Source organism: Agathobaculum sp. (assembly GCF_050946325.1).
Classification (GTDB): Bacteria; Bacillota; Clostridia; order Oscillospirales; family Butyricicoccaceae; genus Agathobaculum.
The window spans coordinates 1-18,890 of record NZ_JBMNUP010000005.1 but is presented as its reverse complement, the minus strand read 5'-3'; the positions used below and the strand labels follow the sequence as shown (position 1 = coordinate 18,890).

The window sequence follows — 18,890 nt, the reverse complement described above, 5'->3', positions numbered from 1 at the left end:
CTGTTTTTTATGGCCCTTCTCCCCTGTTTTCCTCAAAAATCCACTTTATACACAGGTCTTTCCACACCCTGCCTGGGGACAACTCTGTGGACAAAGTGGATAACTTTTGGTATTTACCGCTTTTTATGCCCCCAATACTGTCACGCGCCGTTTACCCTTTGTAATATTTCCGTTTTTTTCCGTGCCCTGTGCATGAAATTTGTCCATATGCGGCACACTGATTCTGTATTCTCTTGTGCATAAAAGGAGGTTTTTCCACAATGGAAGAAATCCAGCCCATCAAGGCGCCGGAAGAAAACAGCATTTCAGAAACCGGCTCAATCACTGCGCATACAGCGCGCGGCACCGTACACTGCATCACCATCGCCGGACAGATTGAGGGCCATATGGAACTGCCCGCGCAAAACAAAACCACCAAGTATGAACACCTGATCCCGCAGATCACCGCTGTGGAACAGGCCGATGAAATTGACGGCATGCTGATTTTACTCAACACCGTCGGCGGCGATGTGGAGGCCGGTCTCGCCATTGCCGAGCTGATCGCCGGCATGAAAAAGCCGACCGTATCACTTGTGCTCGGCGGCGGCCACTCCATCGGCGTACCGCTGGCCGTTGCGGCCAAAAAAAGCTTCATTGCGGCTTCCGCCGCCATGACCATTCATCCCGTGCGCATGAACGGCACCATTATTGCCGTGCCGCAGGCGTTTGAATACCTGTCCAAAATCCAGGAGCGCATTGTGGATTTCATCACCGCGCATTCGCACATTTCCGCAGACCAGCTCAAGGCGCTGATGCGGGAAACCGGCCAGCTCACCGCCGATGTCGGCACTGTCATATCGGGCAGCCAGGCCGTTTCGCTTGGCCTGATTGACGCCGTCGGCACGCTGAGCGAAGCGCTTGATGTACTGTACGGCATGATTGCAGCCAACCGTGGCTGACAGGCGGGTTTCCGGCATCAAAAAAGCCTCGTCCGTTTGCCAACCGACGAGGCTTTTTACTGTTCATTTGCCATTGGAACTCTTCTCTTTCTTTATTGAAATTCATCCGCCTTTCCCCCAGCGGAATGCTTCCCACTGCAAGCGAATTTTTTCAAAAGGCTGTAAAACATTTTTTGAAGAAATGGTTGTGTCTGGCTTTTGCTGTGTCTGGTTTTCGTCCTGCCATCCTATCATTCGCGGGATTCACGCGGCTGCGGTTCATTGTAATTTTTCATTACCAGAGTTATTTTTGATAACTCTTCTTACATGCAGAAACTCTATTGTCAATTTTGGGAGGATGCGTCCTTTACTCGGCGGGTTATATTTCGATCTGTTCCTGCATCATATGGATTTTCTTGCAGCGCGTTGATATGATCTCAGCCAATCCGCTCTCCATTTTTTGACTTGTGCATCATACTCATCAGTATACCCATCGGTCTTTGGATGCATGCTATCATGATTTGCAGGTATCGTTCGGATATATTTTTCATTCACCAACGCATCATTGTCCACAGGGTTCTTCCATGTTCTGAACCTTACTTTCCTGCTGCCTCGATCCGCTTTACTTGCCAGTATGTTTCTACGGATGTTTTTTCACGAGGATAGCTTCCTCAAAGGTGCCGTTCCTACTTTCAGAAGCCGATCGCGCTTTTCAGGCGGTTCGTTTTGTTTTTCTGGAACTCGCTCTTTCTTATAGCTATCACCTTGATCGTTTCGGTTACAGCGCCGCGGCGAGTCCCGCGAACGAATAGGACGTTTCTTCTGTTACCATTGGACTCACCCCTTTCTCGGCAGTTTGTCCGCCTGCCGGTCTTTACAGATGGATTCGGGTTTACGCCTCTCTCAGGGCCCCTGCCCTGCGTCCCTTTGGTGTTTGCCCTTTCCTTTTCTGTGCCATTATAATATCATTCATATTGCACAATGTCAAGCGGAATATTTATTGTTTTAATGGTTATATTGTATAATTTTTTCTTTCCTCTTTCGTCGTTTTCCCTCTTTTCATCGGAAACAGAATTTGCTATAATATTGTTGTTGGGTGTTTTTTCGGCACCCATCCCGCACGCGGGAAATCATTCTGTGCTTTTTGGGGGTCTTTGGACCCCCTTTTTTAAGGAGGGAACGCTTTGAATCCATTCAGCTTTTATATGCCCACGCGCCTGTATTTCGGCTCCGGCGCAGTCGACCGGCTGGCCAAAGCCCGCCTGCCGGAGGGCCGGGGACTGATTATCACGGGCGGTTCGTCGACCACCCGATTCGGTTATGTGGATAAAGTTGCCGCTGCGCTGGCGCAGGGCGGACACGAGACCATCGTTTATGATAAAGTGCAGCCCAACCCCACCATCGAAGGCGTGCGCGCATGCGCGGCCATCTGCCGCGAACAACGCATCGCCTTCGTCGTCGGACTCGGCGGCGGCTCGTCGATTGATACCGCCAAGGCGGCTGCCGTCATGGCGACCAACGACGGAGACTGGTGGGATTATATCCACGGCGGCACGGGCGGCGGCCAGCGCATCCGGAACGACGCGCTGCCCATCGTTGCCATTCCGACGACTGCGGGCACCGGCACGGAGGCCGACCCCTTTACCGTTATCACCAACGGAGAGGAAAAAATCGGCGGAGGCGGCGAAAAATGTTTTCCGGCATTGTCCATCGTCGACCCCGATTTTATGCTGACCGTTCCGCCGCGTCCGACGGCTTATCAGGGCTTTGACGCGCTCTTCCACGCCTGCGAAGGCTATATCGCCCGCACCGCCAGCCCCATGAGCGACATGTTCGCGCTGCGTGCCGTCGAACTGATCGGCCAGTCGCTTGCGGACGCCGTGCAGAACGGGGACGACAAGGATGCCCGCGCCAACGTCGCGCTGGGCAACACCCTGGCCGGCTTTGTGGAAACGTTGTCCAGTTGCACGGGCGAACACGCCATCGAACACGCCATGAGCGCACGGCATCCCGCGCTGCCGCACGGCGCCGGCCTGATTATGATTGCCCGGGCTTACTGGCAGCACTTTGCACCGGTCATTCCCAACCGTCTGACTGCGCTTGCGCGCGCCCTGAGACGGACGGACGCCGCCGCGCCCGAAGACTTCCTTGCCGCGCTGGACCAGCTGATGCAGGCCTGCGGCGTGGACACGCTGCGCATGAGCGAATACGGCTTCACCCCCGACGAGTTCGGCTGGATTGCAGACAATGCCGCGCAGACCATGGGCGGCCTGTTCCGTCTTGACCCTGCGCCGCTGTCGCGCGAAGACGTGATCGCCATTTTGCAGGCCAGCTTCCGGTAACACGCGCTGCGCCTGATACCAAAGGAGGAACCCTTTATGAAACATGTTCTGATGCTCGCCACCGGCGGCACCATTGCCAGCCGCCAGACAGGCCACGGCCTCGCCCCTTCGCTCACCGGTGAGGAGCTGCTTGATTATCTGCCTGAATTCGGCCGCATCTGCAAGGTGGTTGTCGAAAATCCCTTCAGTATCGACTCCACCGATATGTCCGCCGAGGACCGCATGAACCTGGCCACAATTATCTGGCAGAACTATGACCGGTATGACGGTTTCGTCATCGCGCACGGCACGGATACCCTCAGCTATACGGCTGCATTCCTGTATCATGTGCTCAAAAATCCGACCAAGCCGATCATTCTGACCGGCTCGATGCACCCGATGGGCGAGCCCGATTCGGACGCAGAACGCAATCTGCTGGACTCTTTCCGCGTGATTGACGCCGGCTATGTCGGCGTGGCCGCCGTGCTGCACGGACAGATCATCCGCGGCAACCACGTCTGCAAGGTACATACGACCGATACGGACGCCTTCCGCTCCATCGGCGCGCCGCTTGCCGGCACAGTGGATGAAAACGGCCGCGTCTGGCTGAAAATTGTACCGCTCCTCGGCGGCGAACCCAAATTTATTGACAAAATCGACCCCCGCATCGTGCTGCTCAAGCTCGTGCCCGATCTGGACCCGTCCATTTTCGACTTTCTCAACCGCTATCCCAACGTCATTATCGAGGGATTCGGTTCGGGCGGCATTCCGCAGCGGCTGGAAAAGGTGGTGCAAAAGCTCATTCAGAGCGGCACCAGGGTTTACCTGACCAGCCAGTGCATGGAGGGCGATACCGATTTGGATAAATACGAAGTCGGCCGCCGCGCCGAAGCGCTGGGCGCTATCTCGCTCGGCCACCGCACAACCGAGGATGCGCTTGCAGCCATCATGTGCGGCGAAATTTAAAAATGAAAATTTCTGCAAAACGGACGCTTCTGCGTCCGTTTTTTTGCACTGCACAGCATTTCCATACATACCGCCGCCGCGCGCCGCACATACTGAAGACGGAAAGGAGGATTTGCTGATGCACGTTACCATTGATCGCGACGGCTGTATCTCCTGCGGCCTGTGCGAAAGCACCTGCCCCGATGTATTCCGTATTGCGGAAGACGGCCTTGCCGAAGTACACCACCAGCCCGATACGCCCGAGCAGCAGGACGGCGCCCGGCAGGCTGCCGGCGGCTGTCCGGTATCCGTAATTCACACCGACTGCTAACTTTTTATTTATATTGCACAATTCTTTCTATTTCAGTTTGTATAATTCGTACAGCAGGCATATTGTTTTGCACAAAAAAATAGCGTATTATATAGACAAATCATAAAAAGAAAGAAGGCCGCAATCATGAACAAATTTGCAAAGGCACTCATTACCATGAGCGAAACGATGATGGAGAACAACGGATACGTTCGCAGTCTGGTCCGCAGACACGGCGGCGAGATTTCTCACCGAACCGGTTCCAAGCGCGGCTGACCGGCCCGCTTCTCTGCAATACGACCCCTGACAGAAAGAAGGATACTGCATGAACGCATTTGTTGATTCTCTGGTTCGCATGAGCGAGACCTGCGCCCGCCAGAACGGCTATGTCCGCCATCTGGTCCGCACTTACAGCCGTGCGCAGAACCCCTGCAAGCGCGGCTGACCCGTTCAGCTGAACAGAAACCGAAAAGCCGTCCGCAAGCATTGCTTGCGGGCGGCTTTTTTGCCTGCGGCGCAGATTTACGCCTTATATTTCTGATATTCGGCCACGGCCAGCTCGTCGCAGCGGTTGTTATACGGATTTTCCGCATGCCCCTTCACCCAGTGAAACCGAACGCTGTGTCTGTCCAGCAAATCGAGCAGCCGGCCCCATAGTTCCGGGTTTTTGGCCGGTTTTTTATCGCTTTTGACCCATCCTCTGGCGCGCCAGCTTTTGGCCCACCCTTTTGTAATCCCGTCCACCACATAGCGGCTGTCCGAATACAGCTCAACCGCGCACGGCTCGGTCAGCGCCTCCAGCGCGGAAATGACGCCGAGCAGCTCCATCCGATTATTGGTGGTGGATTTTTCCGAACCGGACAATTCCTTTTCATATTTGCCATATTGGAGGATGGCGCCCCAGCCGCCCGGGCCGGGATTGCCCGAGCATGCGCCGTCTGTATAAATCGTTACGTTTTTCATACCGTCTCCTGATTGTTTTTCTTCATTACAGCACATCTTGCCGCATCTGTCAAGCGCAGCCGGAGGACGCCTGCAAAGGCGCCGCCGCAATGCGAAACGCCGTCCGGCAGCCGGACGGCGTTTCAGCGCTAAAGCTTTCGAAAGGCGTGATTCGATAGTGTCTAAAATAAAATTATGCGATAACCGCCGCAGGCGCCTCCGCCTGCTCGTACACAATGCTGATGATCGACAGCACAACCATGGTGGTCACGCGGCAAATGTACATCAGATCATCATTGATGCAATGATGACGGCCGGCAGCACGGTATTCCTCATGCATCTTGCCAATGCGGGAAATCAGCGCGTCCACCGAGAGCGGCGGGATGATGGGGCTGACCCATTCCTCAAACCGCGCTTCGGTCATGCGGCGGCGGATAATCAGCGCGATGCGCTTTTCATACACATAATGCGCCAGCAGATTGCGGTCATAGATGTCATCATTGTGCGGGAAGGTGAAGAAATCGGTCATAAAGTGGCAGATTTCGCCCAAATCCACCGAAAGATCGCGGCCGTTCGTCGGCGCGATGGTGTATTTGCTTACAAATGCATGGATTTTATCCATCACCTCGTCCATCATCAGCGAGGGATAATGGCGCTTGGTCAGGTAAGTGCCCGTCAGGTCGGGCTTCAGGTTGCCATACACAAAACCGCTCGTATCAAAGGTAACGCCGCACGTCTGCTCTACATAGTCCATCAGCAGATTTGCGACATGGATATGGGAAACGGAATCCATCAACAATCCTCCATCAAGGCTTCCAGCCTGTCTTAACGGTTTCTTAACGCTCAATTCGAAACCAGTATATCACACTTTATGCGCCTTGTCTCCCCCTTTTTTTAATTTCAGCGAAAAGCACAGACAATCCCCATATTTATCGTCATTTTTAACAATATTTATTGTTATGTTTTAGCTACCTTGCTCTGAATGCCTCACTGCGGAACCCTATTTTTCCCTCCAGCGCCTGCCGCAGCCGGGCACACATCGCCGCGCGGTCCCGATTGAGCGTACCGGCCAGGTTGACATAATTGGAAGCATGGTTTGCGCGGAACACGCTCCCCTCCGCGTCAATATGCTCCAGAAGGACCAATGTTTCCTGCGCAATTTCAACCGGATTCATCAAATAAAAGCGTCCCTCCTGCCAATCCCGCATCAGCGGGGTCGGCAGTTCAAACAGCAGGGTCAGCAGGCCGATATATTCGGGCTTCATGCGGGAAAGCGCTTCTGCTGTTTTGACCGCGTGCTCTTCCGACAGTTCAAGCGACCCCAGACCGGCAATGCAGGTAACCGAAAGTTTCATGCCGGCTTCCTTGACCATCAGACCGGCGCGCACGATCTCGTCCGCCGTTTCGCCCTTGTTGACGCGGCGCAGCACCTCGTCCGAACCCGACTCCAGTCCCAGGTAAATCATTTCCAGCCCCAGTTCATGCAGCAGGTTCAGGTCTTCCTGCTTTTTGCACAGAATGGACGCAGGCGAACCATAACTCGTCACCCGCTCGCATTCCGGAAAGACCTGCCGGATATACCGCAGAATTTCCGCCATATGCTCCGGCCGGCACATCAGCGCATCGCCGTCCGCCAGAAAAATGCGCGAAACCCTGCGGTACATGCGGCGGGCCTCGTCAAAATCCCGCTTGACATCCTCCAGCTTGCGCACGCGGAAACGCTTTTCCTTATACATATCGCAGAACGTACATTTATTATGGCTGCATCCGATGGTCACCTGCACAATCAGGCTGTACGCCTCAGACGGCGGACGGAACACGCGCCCCTCATATTCGATCATGGCTCTGTCTCCCTTCGGTATAAAAATGCGGGCAGAGAGAAAACTTCTCCGCCCGTATGGCTTTGTTTATTCTTCGGTCTTTGCTTCCGGCTCCGCAGGCGCTTCTTCTGCCGGCTGCTCCGGCTTGTCTTCCGGCTCTGCCGGTTTTTCCGGTTCTGCCGGCGCGTCCTCGTCAGCCGCGTCCTGATAGACAGGGTGCTCAACCGTCGCGCATTCTTCCGCGCAGGCGCAGGAGGCACAGTCGGATTCGGCGCGCATCATCTCTTCCAACTCGTCCATCGCCTTGAGCTCAGCTTCGTGATAAACTTCCTCTTCCCGTTTCTTCTGCAGCAGCACCAGCGCCGCCGTTGCACCGGCCGCACAGGCCAGGCTGGTCAGCAGCAGACCCGCTTTCACTTTTGTTGAATTCTTCACGTTCGTCCACTTCCTCTCAAAGTGATGGTGATTATACAAATACTTTACCACATCAGACCAGCCAAGTCAATGACGGCAAACCGGTTATTTGCCCAGCTCATACGCGCGCGCAATACATTTATCGCACATTTCGGCAACGATTTCATAGAACTTGCGATCTTCGAGCACCTTCATGCCCTCCAGCGTCGTGCCGCCGGGCGAGCATACCGCGCTTATCAGCTCGGCCGGGGTCTTATCGCCCCGCAGCAGCATCTGCGCTGAGCCAATCATCGTCTGGCAGAACATGGAGAGCGCGTCCGCCTCCGCAATGCCGTGCTGCGCCGCGCTCTGCACCATCGCATCGGCAAAGGCGTACAGATACGCCGGTGCCGAGCCCGCATAGGGAATCACTTCGTTGAGCATGCGCTCCTCCTCAAACACGGCGGTAACGCCCATCGTATCAAACAGGGTGCGCACGGCGGCAAGCTGCTCTGCCGATGCGGCCGCGTTCTTCACCAGCTGCGCCGCGCCTGCGCCCAGCATCAGCGGCGTGTTGGGCATAACGCGGATGATGGCCGTATCCGCGCCCAACGCAGCCTCCATCTTTGCAAACGACACACCGGCCGCAATGGACACAACCAGCGGTTTTTCTCCGCCGCACAGGCCCAGCGCGGGCAGCACCGCATCAAAATTCTGCGGTTTGACTGCCAGCAGCACCGTTTCGCATTGCGTATACACCTGCGTATTGTCATCGGTCACAGCATAGCCTTCCGCCGCATGCGCCGCGCGCTTTTGCGCACTGCGGTTGCACAGAAGCGCCTGCTCCGGCGCAAACAGCCCCGCGCCGACCGCTCCGCGGACAATGGCCATGCCCATATTGCCCGCGCCAATCACACCAAAACGATATTTTTTCATTTGAAACGCCTTCTTTATATAGCGGTATATTTTATATAAATTATAGCACGAGTGTCTTTTCCGTGTAAACCTCTTGATTGCTGCCCCGCTTTTGTGGTACAATAAGTTAGTTATATCTTCAAAGGAAGGGCGTAACACTATGGGACGGCTTGTTCCGCACATTGGTCTGCGCACGGTCAAGACAGGGCTTGCGGTTGCGCTGGCTTTGTTTTTTGCCGGCCTGCGCGGCTCGCCTGCGCCCATTTTTGCGGCGATTGGCGCAATTGTCGCAATGAGCCGCACGGTGGGCGACGCCTTCCCCTCCTGCCGGACACAGTTTTTCGGCATTCTTCTGGGCGCCGGTTTCGGCGCAGTATTTGTTGGGGTATGGAGCGGCCTCGGTTGTTTCGGCATCGGTCTGGGCCTGGTTGTGCTCATTCTGCTGTGCGTACGTCTGCGGCTGCAATTTGCTGTGCCGCTGGCCTGCATGGTATTTGTGTCGGTCTGTCTCAGCCCGGCGGAGGAAGCGTTCCTTTACGGCGTCAACCGCCTGCTGGATACTTCCATCGGCCTTGCCACCGCGCTTGCCGTCAATCTGCTCATCAAGCCGTACAACAACCGCGCGCAGATCGACCTGCTGTTCACGCATTTTTTGCAGTCCGTTCCCTCGCTGACCAGTGAACGGGTGCTGTATGGGCGCTATCCCGATCTGGCCCCGCTGCGCCGGCAGCTCAGGCGTATTTCCGAAGAGCTTTCCATCTTTGAAAAGCAGAACATCTTCCGGACGCCCGACCATGCCGCCCAGGCAGTTTATCTGCGCGGCTGCGAACAGCTTGCGCAATCCATCGCGGCCGAACTGTTCGCGCTGTGCTCCATGGATGAGCGCGGCCGGCTGTCGCCCGAAAATGCGGCACGGCTTTCCGTGCTCGGGCTGTGCGCGCCGGATGATTTGCCTGCGCCCAGCCAAAACGAGCCCGACATTGTCGGCAATTATCATCTGGAAGGTCTGCTGCGCGCCTACCAGTATTTAGATGAGTTCATCCGCGCAGAATCGTAAAAAGAGAAATTTAAAGCAAGTAAGGGAGTTCAAAAAGCAACATGGAAAAGAAAAACAGAAGCAGTTTTTCCAGCCGCGTCGGCTTTGTGCTGGCTGCGGCCGGCTCGGCTGTGGGACTGGGCAACATCTGGCGGTTTCCGTATCTCGCCGCGAAATACGGCGGCGGTATTTTTTTGCTGGTATATCTGATTCTTGCCGTTACTTTTGGCTTTGCACTCATGATTACCGAAATTGCCATCGGCCGCAAAACCGGCCTGTCCTGCATCGGCGCTTACCGTGCGCTGGATAAACGCTTTTCCGCGCTTGGCTGGCTTGCCTCGCTCGTTCCGATGATTATTACGCCGTATTACTGCGTCATCGGCGGCTGGGTCACCAAGTACCTGTGTGAGTATATCACGGGCGGCGGCAGCGCGCTGGCAGCCGATTCCTACTTCGGCAACTTCATCAGCTTTGCCGAAACCGGTCTGTTTGAAACGCCGGTGTTCTGGTTCGTCCTCTATGTGCTGGCCACGGCGCTGGTTGTGCTTCTTGGCGTAGAAAAGGGCATTGAAAAGGTATCCAAGGTCATGATGCCAGTGCTCGTTATTCTGTCCATCATTGTAGCGGTATTCTCGCTGACCATGCCGGGCGCGATTGAGGGCCTGAAGTTCTATCTGGTGCCTGATTTCAGCCACTTCTCCGGCACAACCGTGCTGGCTGCCATGGGTCAGATGTTCTATTCCATGTCGCTGGCCATGGGCATCATGATCACTTACGGTTCTTATATGCCGGCGGAGTCCAGTCTGGAAGGCTCGGTTGGCCAGATTGAAATTTTCGATACGGCCATTGCGTTCATCGCCGGCCTGATGATCGTCCCCGCTGTGGTTGCATTCAACGGCGGCGACCCCTCCGGCATCAACGCCGGCCCCGGCCTGATGTTCGGCACGCTGCCCAAGGTATTTGAGCGCATGTGGATGGGCAACGTTGTCGGCCTGGTATTTTTCCTGCTGGTTCTGCTTGCAGCGCTGACCTCTTCCATCTCGCTGATGGAGACGGTTGTATCCATCGTGTGCGACAAGCTGCACTGGAAGCGGAAGGCGGCGGCCATTGCCGTAACCGCGTTTATCCTGCTGCTCGGCATCCCCTCCTGCCTGGGCTATGGTCCCTGGGCGGGCATCACCGTGCTTGGCATGCAGTTCCTCGATTTCTTCGACTTTATCTCCAACTCGATTCTGATGCCCATCGTCGCCTTCTTCACCTGTATTCTGGTCGGCTGGGTTGTCGGCACCCATGTGGTGTCTGACGAGGTGGAGCGCAACTTCCCCTTCCACCGCAAGCGCCTGTTTGAGGTAATGGTCCGCTATATTGCGCCCATCCTGATTGTGTGCATCCTCGCGGGCGAGCTGCTTAAAGTTACGGGCATCATCTCCATTTAATTGCTAATGAAAAAAGCTCTCCGTCGGGAGAGCTTTTTTTCATGCGCAGCACAGCGTCCATGCAGGCCTGTTTTTTCAGACGGCAGAATGCGCCAACATCCCCCCTTCTGAAATATAAAAACGGAGCGCCCCGGGTACAGAGACCCGAGACGCTCCGGCAGGGGGGAGGGTGGCAAAATTAAAGGATTTGACCGCGCAGAATGATGGAGTGTACCTCCAGCTCTTCATCCAGCAGAATCACATTGGCCAGTTTGCCCGGCTCAAGCGAGCCGTAATCATGCGAAATGCCAATGGCGCGCGCCGGATTGGTCGAAGCCGAGCGAATCGCTTCGCCCAGCGGAATGCCCATGCCCACCGCACAGCGGACACAGTCCAGCAGGCTGGTGACCGAACCGGCAATCGTGCCGTCCTGCAGCGTGGCATGCCCGCCGCGCACCGTAACCTCCTGATCGCCCAGCGAATACGCACCATCCGGCAGGCCGGCCGCGCGCATGCTGTCCGAAACCAGAATCACGCGCCCTGCAAACAGCCGGAACGACGCGCGCACCGCCGCAGGATGCAGATGCACGCCGTCTGTAATCAGCTCCACGCTGACCTCATCGCTGTCCGCCGCCGCGCCGACAACGCCCGGCGAGCGGTGGCCGAAGGGCTGCATGGCGTTGTACAGGTGGGTCACCTGCCGCGCCCCGCGGCGAAAGGCCTCGCAGGCGGTGTCATAATCCGCCTCTGTATGGCCAAGAGAAATGCGAACTTCTCCCGCAAGCTGCTCAATCATGTCCAGCGCGCCGTCCACCTCGGGCGCAACGCCGCACAGCTTAATCAGCCCGTTTGCCTTTTGCTGCAGGCGGCGGAGCAGCTCTGCATCCGGCCGGCAGATATATGCGCCGTTCTGCGCGCCCTTTTTGGCGGCAGAGACAAACGGCCCTTCCAGATGGATGCCGGCAAGCGCCGCATCCCTGCGTTCGGGCACATAGCTTGCAGCGGCCTCCATCACAGCGGACAGCTTTTGCTCCGGATACGCCATTGTGGCCGGACAGATGGCCGCCACACCGTTTTCCGCCTGATAGCGCGCAATGGCCGATATTGCCTCATGCGTACCATCGCAGAAATCATAGCCTGCGCAGCCGTGCAGATGCAAATCCACCAGGCCGGGCACCGCGTACAAGCCGCCCATATCGCAGGCGTCCGCCGAGGGGGCGGCAGATACAATCCGGTCGCCCGCTATGATCAGTTCTCCGGTTTGAAAAACGCCGTCCGGCTGGTAAACCTTCAGGTTTTTAAATTCCATGATATTGCCTTCTTATTTGAGCAGCCTTCCGCATTTGGACAGCGCCGCCTCATCTGCAACCACAAATGCATCGGGATGAAGCTGAAGGATGGAAGCCGGCACATGCGGCGTAATCGGGCCGAAGAACGCCTCGCGCACGGTATCCGCCTTATTTTCGCCGGAAACCACGACGACGATGCGGCGGGCCATCATAATGTTCTGCACGCCCATGGTATAGGCCTGGCGCGGCACATCATCCGCCGAGGCAAAAAAGCGCTTATTCGCCTCAATGGTGGACTGGGTCAGGTTGATGCAGTGGGTGCCCTTGTAGAAATGGCCGGCCGGCTCGTTAAACCCGATATGACCGTTCAGGCCCATGCCGAGCAGCTGCAAATCAATGCCGCCGGCAGCCTGAATCGCCGCATCATAGCGCGCGCACTCACGGTCCGCGTCCTGCTGTGTACCGTCCGGCAGGTGAATCCGTTCCTGCGGAATATTGACATGGTCAAAAAAGTGCTTATGCATAAAATAGTGGTAGCTCTGGTCATGGTCCGCAGGCAGGCCGCGGTACTCATCCAGATTAAATGTGGTGCATTCGCCGAAATCAATATCGCCGTTCTGATACCACTTGACCAGCTGTTCATACAGGCCGATGGGAGACGAACCCGTGGCCAGGCCCAGCACGGAGGCCGGCTTGAGCAGCACCTGCGCCGCGATAATGCCCGCTGCCTTGCAGCTCATCTCCTGATAATCTTTTGTTCGAATAATTTTCATTTCCAGTAACCCCTTATCTGATCAACGCTCATACGCCGGTTTGCACCGCATTTCCGGTTCTGCCGGCAACACAACCGCTGCAAAGCGGGCGGCATACGCCAAAAAACAAAAATAACCAAATTTCCACGCAGATAAAATGCCCGTTCTCCACAGGACCCGCTGCTGAAATCTGGCTTCCTCCAACTGGCGCAACTGCATCCGCACTGCACAAACCAAAAAATGTTTATTGGTTTATTGTATTGTAGCAAACCCACTCCGCTTTCGCAATACCTTTCCCCTTAAAAAACGCCGGAAAACCATTCTTTATTTTTGCAATTTTCCACAAAACGCCCATTTCAGCGCGACGAGTGTATATTATGGTTGCTTTTTTTCGCACAAACGGCTATAATCGCATTAGTTATCAGATTCAGATTTTAGATAAAGAGAAGATCGGAGGCGCGCTATGCGCATCATTATTGTTGGCTGCGGCAAGGTCGGTTCCGCCCTGTGCGAGCAGCTTTCCGCCGAAGGACACGAGCTGACGCTGGTTGACCTGTCCGAGAGGCGGCTGGAAGAACTCACCAACCTGTATGACGTCGATTCTGTAACCGGCAGCGGCACCAACTACACGGTTTTGCAGGAAGCCGGCATCACGCAGGCCGATCTGCTGATTGCTGTGACCGCGCACGACGAAATCAATCTGCTCTCCTGCCTGATTGCCCGCAAGGCATCAGGCTGCCATACCATTGCGCGCGTGCGCAATCCCGAGTATGCGGCCGAAGTCGGCTTTATTCGGGAAGAGCTTGGTCTGTCCATGGTCATCAATCCCGAACTTTCGACCGCGCGGGCGGTTTCGCGTCTGATTCGCTTTCCTTCGGCCATCGGTGTCAGCACCTTTGCCAAGGGGCGGATTGAGCTGCTTGAAATTCACCTTCCGGAAGACTCCCGCCTGCACGGCATGGCCGTGTGCGAGGTAAATTCCCGCCTGAACACGCATGTGCTCATCTGCATGGTACACCGGAACGGCAAAACCCATATCTGCAAGGGCGATTTTGTGCTGCAGGCCGGAGACGATATCGCGGTCATTCTGCCGCCTTCTGAACAAACCACCTTTTTCGAGCGCATCGGCGTGCCGAACGACCATATCCGCTCTGCCCTGCTGATCGGCGGCGGCAAGATCTCGTTCTTCCTGGCGCGGCTGCTGCTGGACAGCGGTATTTCGGTCAAAATCATCGAAAACAATCTGGAGCGCTGCGAGCTGCTTTCCGAGCTGCTGCCCGAGGCTACCATCATCCACGGCGACGGCACCGACCGCAACCTGCTGGACGAAGAGGGCATTTCCACCTATGAGGCGTTTATCTCCATGACAGGCATGGATGAAGAAAACATCCTGCTTTCGCTGCATGCCGGCCTGCACTCCAAGGCCAAGCTGTTCACCAAGATTAACCGCGCCAATTTTGAGGAAGTTATTGAAAGCCTGCCCCTCGGCACGGTCATCCGGCCCAAGCAGCTCACTGCGGAGCTCATCAGCCAATACACCCGCGCGATGCAGAATTCCATGGGCTCCAATGTGGAAACGCTGCACCAGCTCCGCGGCGCAGAAGCGCTCGAATTCCGCGTGGCCGCACACGACCTGACCGGCGTGCCGTTACAGGATATGCCCATCCGTCCGGATGTGCTGCTCTGCTGCATCAACCGCAGGGGGCAGCGTATCATCCCCCGCGGTCAGGATATGCTGGAAGAGGGCGATACCGTTGTTGTTGTTTCCACCCGCCAGGGCATGAATGACCTGCAGGATATCTTCCAGGATGCGGAAACGGGGGCACAAGCATGAATTATGCAATGGTGCGCTGTCTGATCGGGTGGATGCTCGGCATAGAAGCCGTTTTCCTGCTGCTGCCCGCGCTGACCGCGGTCATTTACGGCGAATCCGTTGTGCTGGCATATCTCAGCGTATCGCTGCTGTGCGGCGTCCTGTGCTGGCTGTTCTGCCACCGCAAGCCGGAAAACACCCGCTTTTATGCGCGGGAAGGGTTTGTTACCGTTGCATGCTGCTGGATTGTGCTGGCGCTGACCGGCTGCCTGCCCTTCCTGTTCAGCGGGGAAATCGCTTCGCCTGTTGACGCGATGTTTGAAACCATCTCCGGCTTTACCACAACGGGCGCCACCATTCTGACCGATGTGGAAGCCCTTTCGCATGCCTCGCTGCTCTGGCGCAGCCTGACCCACTGGGTAGGCGGCATGGGCGTGCTGGTATTTATGCTGGCCATTCTGCCGCTTGCCGGCGGCAACACCATCTATCTGATGCGCGCGGAAAGCCCCGGCCCCTCGGTCAGCAAGCTATCTCCCCACCTGAAAGATACGGCGCTCATTCTGTACGGCATCTACTTTGGACTGACGGTGCTGCAAACTATCCTGCTGCTGCTGGGCGGCATGCCCTTCTTTGATGCGCTGAACACCGCGCTGGCCACCGCCGGCACGGGCGGCTTCGGCATCTGGAACGATTCCATCGCCCATTACAACAGTTATTATTTGCAGGGCGTTATCACGGTATTCATGATTCTGTTCGGCGTGAATTTCAGCGTATATTTTATGCTGCTGACGCGGCGCTTCAAATCCGCCTTCCAGATTGAAGAAGTGCGCGTCTACCTGGGCGTTATCCTTGCCTCCGCGCTGGTTATTGCTTTCAATATCCGGCATTTGTTCGGCAGTTTCTTTGAAGGCCTGCACCATGCGTTCTTCCAAGTTGGCTCCATCATCACAACCACGGGCTTTGCCACTGCGGACTTTGACCAGTGGCCTGCGCTGAGCAAATCAATTCTGGTGCTGCTCATGTTCATCGGCGCATGCGCCGGTTCAACGGGCGGCGGCATGAAATGCTCCCGTATCCTGCTGATGGCCAAAAGCGTCAAAAAAGAACTGCAATTTCTCATTCATCCGCGCTCGGTCCGCGTCAACCAGATGGACGGCCGGCGTGTGCAGCATGAAGTCATGCGTTCGGTCAATGTATTCTTGATTGCTTACTGCATGGTGTTCATCGCGTCCGTGCTGCTGCTGTCCCTGACCAGTCAGGACCTGGTGACCAATTTCACCGCGGTTGCCGCAACGCTCAACAACGTCGGCCCGGGCCTTTCGCTCGTCGGCCCGACCTGCAACTTCAGTTTCTTCCCGCCGCTCAGCAAAATCGTGCTGATGTTCGACATGCTGGCCGGCCGTCTGGAACTGTTTCCCATGCTGCTGCTCTTCACCCCCGCCGTGTGGAACCGCAACCGATAAACCAAAAGCCGCTTTCCTTCCGGAAAGCGGCTTTTTTGTTCGCTTATCATCAAAGAAAGGGCACGCTTTCGCGCGCCCTTTGCAGCGTTTAAATCATACTGAGCAGCTTGGCAAACTCTGCGCGGGTGAAATATCCCTGCGCATTGAGCTTGCCGCCCGAGCCCTGAATCATGCCTTCCCGTATGCACAGGGCAGCCGCTGCGCGCCGCTCTGCCGGCACCTGCGCCCCATCGGCAAAGGCAGAAAGCGTCGTTTCCACCGTTTTTTCATCCGGCAGCGTCTTGCCGCGCGACAACAGCAGATTGGCAAACACCTGCATGGCGTCCGCGCGCGTCATCGGCGCATCGGGCTGGAACGCTTTCAGACCGTCCAGCAGGCCCGCTGCATGCGCTGCGCTGACTTCTTCCGCATACCATGCGTCCGCCCGAATCCCCTGCATCAGCGCTGCGGGCTTCACCAGTTTCTGGCTGCGCGCAACCGTCGCGCTGACTTCGGCTCCGGTGATCCGGTCGCCCGGCCGGAATGCACCGTGCGCCCCGTGCATCAAACCGCGCTCTTCCACCGCGCGGATATATTCCACCGCCCAATGGGAGTTGGGCACATCGGAAAAGCCGGTCAGGCTGGCTGTGCGGGAATACGGGGTATGCAGCGCCTGATAGCAGGCGCTTTCCGGATCCAGCACGTCCTTCAGCTCCGCAAACGGGATCAGAAAACTTTCTGTATACGCGCGGCGCGTCTCGCTTTCATACTCATTATAATAATAGGTAATGCCCTCCGCGCTCATCCGCGGAAAACTGTACAGGTAAATCGCATGGTCCTCGGGCAGCAGCGCCTTCACCTGCTCGATATAGCCGTTTTTCAGCAAGTCACCGATTTGATACTGGTGGCCGGTGTACAGATCAAACGCCAGGTTGTTGTTCCACACAGAAGAACCTGTGCCCTTGCCGCTGACGCAGTTTGCCCACACCACCAGCACCGAACCCTCCACCGATACGCCGTAGCCGCCCTCCAGCGCCTCATACTCGGCGGTAACCGAAGGCCCTTTCAGGAAGAAATCGCGAATCGCCGCGTTGATGCTTTTCTGCGCGCCCGCGTCCGGCAGGCCGCTGATTTCCGGAAAATGTACATCCCAGCCATGCTCGCTTCCATCGGCCTGATAGCCGATAAATTTTTCATAGTGAACGGTATTGGCCGTAATGCCCCCGCCCAGGTCAAAGGAAACCGGCTGGGCAAACAGCGTTTTATCCGCGGAAAGGTTGACATACTTGGTTGTGCCGTCCTGCCGGACGCGCACCACGTTTTCGCTCAGCAGCGTCGGGTTTTCGGCATTCTTCAGGTTGGCAAAATATCCGCCGTTTTTGCGGAAGAAAATCAGGCTGCCGTCCGACAGGCCGTGCCAGGACAGGCCGTAGCGCAGCTCGTTAAAACCGCCGACATAGGTAGTCGTCCGGTAAGCGATGTTGCCGCTTGCATCCACTGCGGCGCAGGAACCGTCCTCCCCGCGGGCGGCATACAGCCCCTCCCCCATGTAGGACAGATAGTAGTAGGACGGCTCAATCAGCAGCTTGCCCGAGGTATCCATCAGCCCCCAGCGGTTGATCTGACGCACCATCGCCACGCCGTCCTCAAATTCCGAGATGGCGTTATACAGGAATTCGGTCAGGTATGCGCCGCGGGCCAGCGAATAGAGCGCCTGGTTGGTGCCGTTGGACAGGACGACCGTATCCTCTCCAAAAATCGTCATATACGCCGGTGTGACGCTGCTTTCCAGCGTATACAGCGTCTGTCCCTTCGTATCAATTGCGATGTAAACGCCGTCGGTTGTGCGCACCAGCGCGCGGCCCTCGGCAAACGCGCCGGCTTCTTTGAATTCGCCCGAAAACGCAGGGTCCCCTTCCTCGTTCACATAAAAATACAGGCCGGTCTCCGTATTTTTGCACAGCAGCAGCCCGTCGCTGAAAAAGCCTTCCGCGCCCGGATAGGCGCCGACCTTCCGCCCCTCCACCGTGTAATACACGCTGCATCCCGCATAGCGGTACGCCACCATGTCATCGGAAAAATCCACCGATATCGGGGAATCGGCATAGGGCACCACAATCTCGCCCGTGCGGTCGATGACGGCGGTCTGCCATTTTTCATCCTCTACGGCTGCCAACCCGCAGGACGCAAACTCTCCTGCGCGCGCATAGGCAAAGGGCAGCACCGTCTGTCCGTTTTCATCCATATAGCCCGATCGGGTCACGCCGTCCATATCCGTGCGTGAGACCGGAAAAATCGTCTGCGCCGCAGACGCGCCCACTGTGACGGTGAACGCCACCAGCAGGGCGGAAATCAGTTTTTTTATCATAACACTTTCCCATCCTCAGGTTCCGTATTCTATTCCATACCTAAATTATAGCGTTCCATCCGGATTCTCACAATAGTCCATGGGAAAGTGTAACAAACGTGACACACCACGCCGAAATATTACAGTTTTGTTGCAGTTTGATTACAGATAAGGCATAGCCTTTTACATTCATAGCGCGCAGTGGTAAAATATCTCATGTTTTCACAGACTAT

Annotated in this window: 18 protein-coding genes; 10 read left to right on the top strand and 8 right to left on the bottom strand. The window is 56.4% G+C overall.

Annotated features, from left to right (window positions below):
• Window positions 1-260: 260 nt before the first annotated feature.
• The 6 genes from ACOYIE_RS01265 (at window position 261) to ACOYIE_RS01240 (ending at window position 4,769) form a co-directional block, all read left to right on the top strand.
• Window positions 261-938: a ClpP family protease gene (locus tag ACOYIE_RS01265; RefSeq protein WP_433410081.1), complete on the top strand. Its 678-nt coding sequence runs from the start codon at window positions 261-263 to the stop codon at window positions 936-938.
• Complete coding sequence (locus tag ACOYIE_RS01260) at window positions 919-1,347, top strand: hypothetical protein (RefSeq protein WP_433410080.1); 429 nt, start codon at window positions 919-921, stop codon at window positions 1,345-1,347. The genes ACOYIE_RS01265 and ACOYIE_RS01260 overlap by 20 nt, the downstream gene beginning before the upstream one ends.
• A 775-nt stretch (window positions 1,348-2,122) precedes the next feature.
• On the top strand, window positions 2,123-3,259 hold the full coding sequence (locus ACOYIE_RS01255; protein WP_433410109.1) for an iron-containing alcohol dehydrogenase: 1,137 nt from the start codon (window positions 2,123-2,125) through the stop codon (window positions 3,257-3,259).
• A gap of 36 nt (window positions 3,260-3,295) precedes the next feature.
• Window positions 3,296-4,204, top strand: a complete 909-nt coding sequence (locus ACOYIE_RS01250; protein WP_433410078.1) for an asparaginase — start codon at window positions 3,296-3,298, stop codon at window positions 4,202-4,204.
• Window positions 4,205-4,322: 118 nt separating this feature from the next.
• A complete protein-coding gene (locus tag ACOYIE_RS01245; RefSeq protein ID WP_433410077.1) occupies window positions 4,323-4,514 on the top strand; it encodes a ferredoxin in 192 nt (63 codons plus the stop codon).
• 126 nt (window positions 4,515-4,640) lie between these two features.
• Window positions 4,641-4,769, top strand: a complete 129-nt coding sequence (locus tag ACOYIE_RS01240) for a hypothetical protein (protein ID WP_433410075.1) — start codon at window positions 4,641-4,643, stop codon at window positions 4,767-4,769.
• Window positions 4,770-5,015: 246 nt separating this feature from the next.
• Here the strand turns inward: ACOYIE_RS01240 and rnhA are convergent, their stop codons facing one another.
• From rnhA to proC, 5 genes are all read right to left on the bottom strand, one after another.
• On the bottom strand, window positions 5,016-5,456 hold the full coding sequence (gene rnhA / locus ACOYIE_RS01235) for a ribonuclease HI (RefSeq protein WP_433410074.1): 441 nt from the start codon (window positions 5,454-5,456) through the stop codon (window positions 5,016-5,018).
• Window positions 5,457-5,628: 172 nt separating this feature from the next.
• Window positions 5,629-6,228 (bottom strand): zinc dependent phospholipase C family protein, encoded by a 600-nt coding sequence (locus ACOYIE_RS01230; RefSeq protein WP_433410073.1) that lies wholly within the window; start codon window positions 6,226-6,228, stop codon window positions 5,629-5,631.
• 175 nt (window positions 6,229-6,403) lie between these two features.
• Entirely contained in the window at window positions 6,404-7,276 is an 873-nt protein-coding gene (locus ACOYIE_RS01225; RefSeq protein ID WP_433410071.1) for a radical SAM protein, read from the bottom strand.
• A 66-nt stretch (window positions 7,277-7,342) separates the two neighbouring features.
• Window positions 7,343-7,690 (bottom strand): hypothetical protein, encoded by a 348-nt coding sequence (locus ACOYIE_RS01220; RefSeq protein ID WP_433410069.1) that lies wholly within the window; start codon window positions 7,688-7,690, stop codon window positions 7,343-7,345.
• Between the two features lie 84 nt (window positions 7,691-7,774).
• Entirely contained in the window at window positions 7,775-8,584 is an 810-nt protein-coding gene (proC, locus tag ACOYIE_RS01215) for a pyrroline-5-carboxylate reductase (protein ID WP_433410068.1), read from the bottom strand.
• 139 nt (window positions 8,585-8,723) lie between these two features.
• On the opposite strand from proC, the gene ACOYIE_RS01210 reads away from it, so the two are divergent.
• Window positions 8,724-9,620: an FUSC family protein gene (locus ACOYIE_RS01210; protein ID WP_433410066.1), complete on the top strand. Its 897-nt coding sequence runs from the start codon at window positions 8,724-8,726 to the stop codon at window positions 9,618-9,620.
• Window positions 9,621-9,661: 41 nt separating this feature from the next.
• Entirely contained in the window at window positions 9,662-11,035 is a 1,374-nt protein-coding gene (locus tag ACOYIE_RS01205; RefSeq protein ID WP_433410064.1) for a sodium-dependent transporter, read from the top strand.
• Window positions 11,036-11,213: 178 nt separating this feature from the next.
• Here the strand turns inward: ACOYIE_RS01205 and nagA are convergent, their stop codons facing one another.
• Together nagA and nagB are read right to left on the bottom strand one after the other, a co-directional pair.
• Window positions 11,214-12,323, bottom strand: coding sequence for an N-acetylglucosamine-6-phosphate deacetylase (nagA, locus tag ACOYIE_RS01200; RefSeq protein WP_433410062.1), 1,110 nt, complete (start codon window positions 12,321-12,323; stop codon window positions 11,214-11,216).
• Window positions 12,324-12,335: 12 nt separating this feature from the next.
• Window positions 12,336-13,076, bottom strand: a complete 741-nt coding sequence (gene nagB, locus ACOYIE_RS01195) for a glucosamine-6-phosphate deaminase (protein WP_433410060.1) — start codon at window positions 13,074-13,076, stop codon at window positions 12,336-12,338.
• Between the two features lie 442 nt (window positions 13,077-13,518).
• On the opposite strand from nagB, the gene trkA reads away from it, so the two are divergent.
• Window positions 13,519-14,889 (top strand): Trk system potassium transporter TrkA, encoded by a 1,371-nt coding sequence (trkA, locus tag ACOYIE_RS01190; RefSeq protein ID WP_433410058.1) that lies wholly within the window; start codon window positions 13,519-13,521, stop codon window positions 14,887-14,889.
• Window positions 14,886-16,331: a TrkH family potassium uptake protein gene (locus ACOYIE_RS01185; RefSeq protein WP_433410056.1), complete on the top strand. Its 1,446-nt coding sequence runs from the start codon at window positions 14,886-14,888 to the stop codon at window positions 16,329-16,331. The genes trkA and ACOYIE_RS01185 overlap by 4 nt, the downstream gene beginning before the upstream one ends.
• 88 nt (window positions 16,332-16,419) lie before the next feature.
• Here ACOYIE_RS01185 and ACOYIE_RS01180 read toward each other — a convergent pair whose 3' ends face one another.
• Window positions 16,420-18,678: a WG repeat-containing protein gene (locus tag ACOYIE_RS01180; RefSeq protein WP_433410054.1), complete on the bottom strand. Its 2,259-nt coding sequence runs from the start codon at window positions 18,676-18,678 to the stop codon at window positions 16,420-16,422.
• Window positions 18,679-18,890 lie beyond the last annotated feature (212 nt).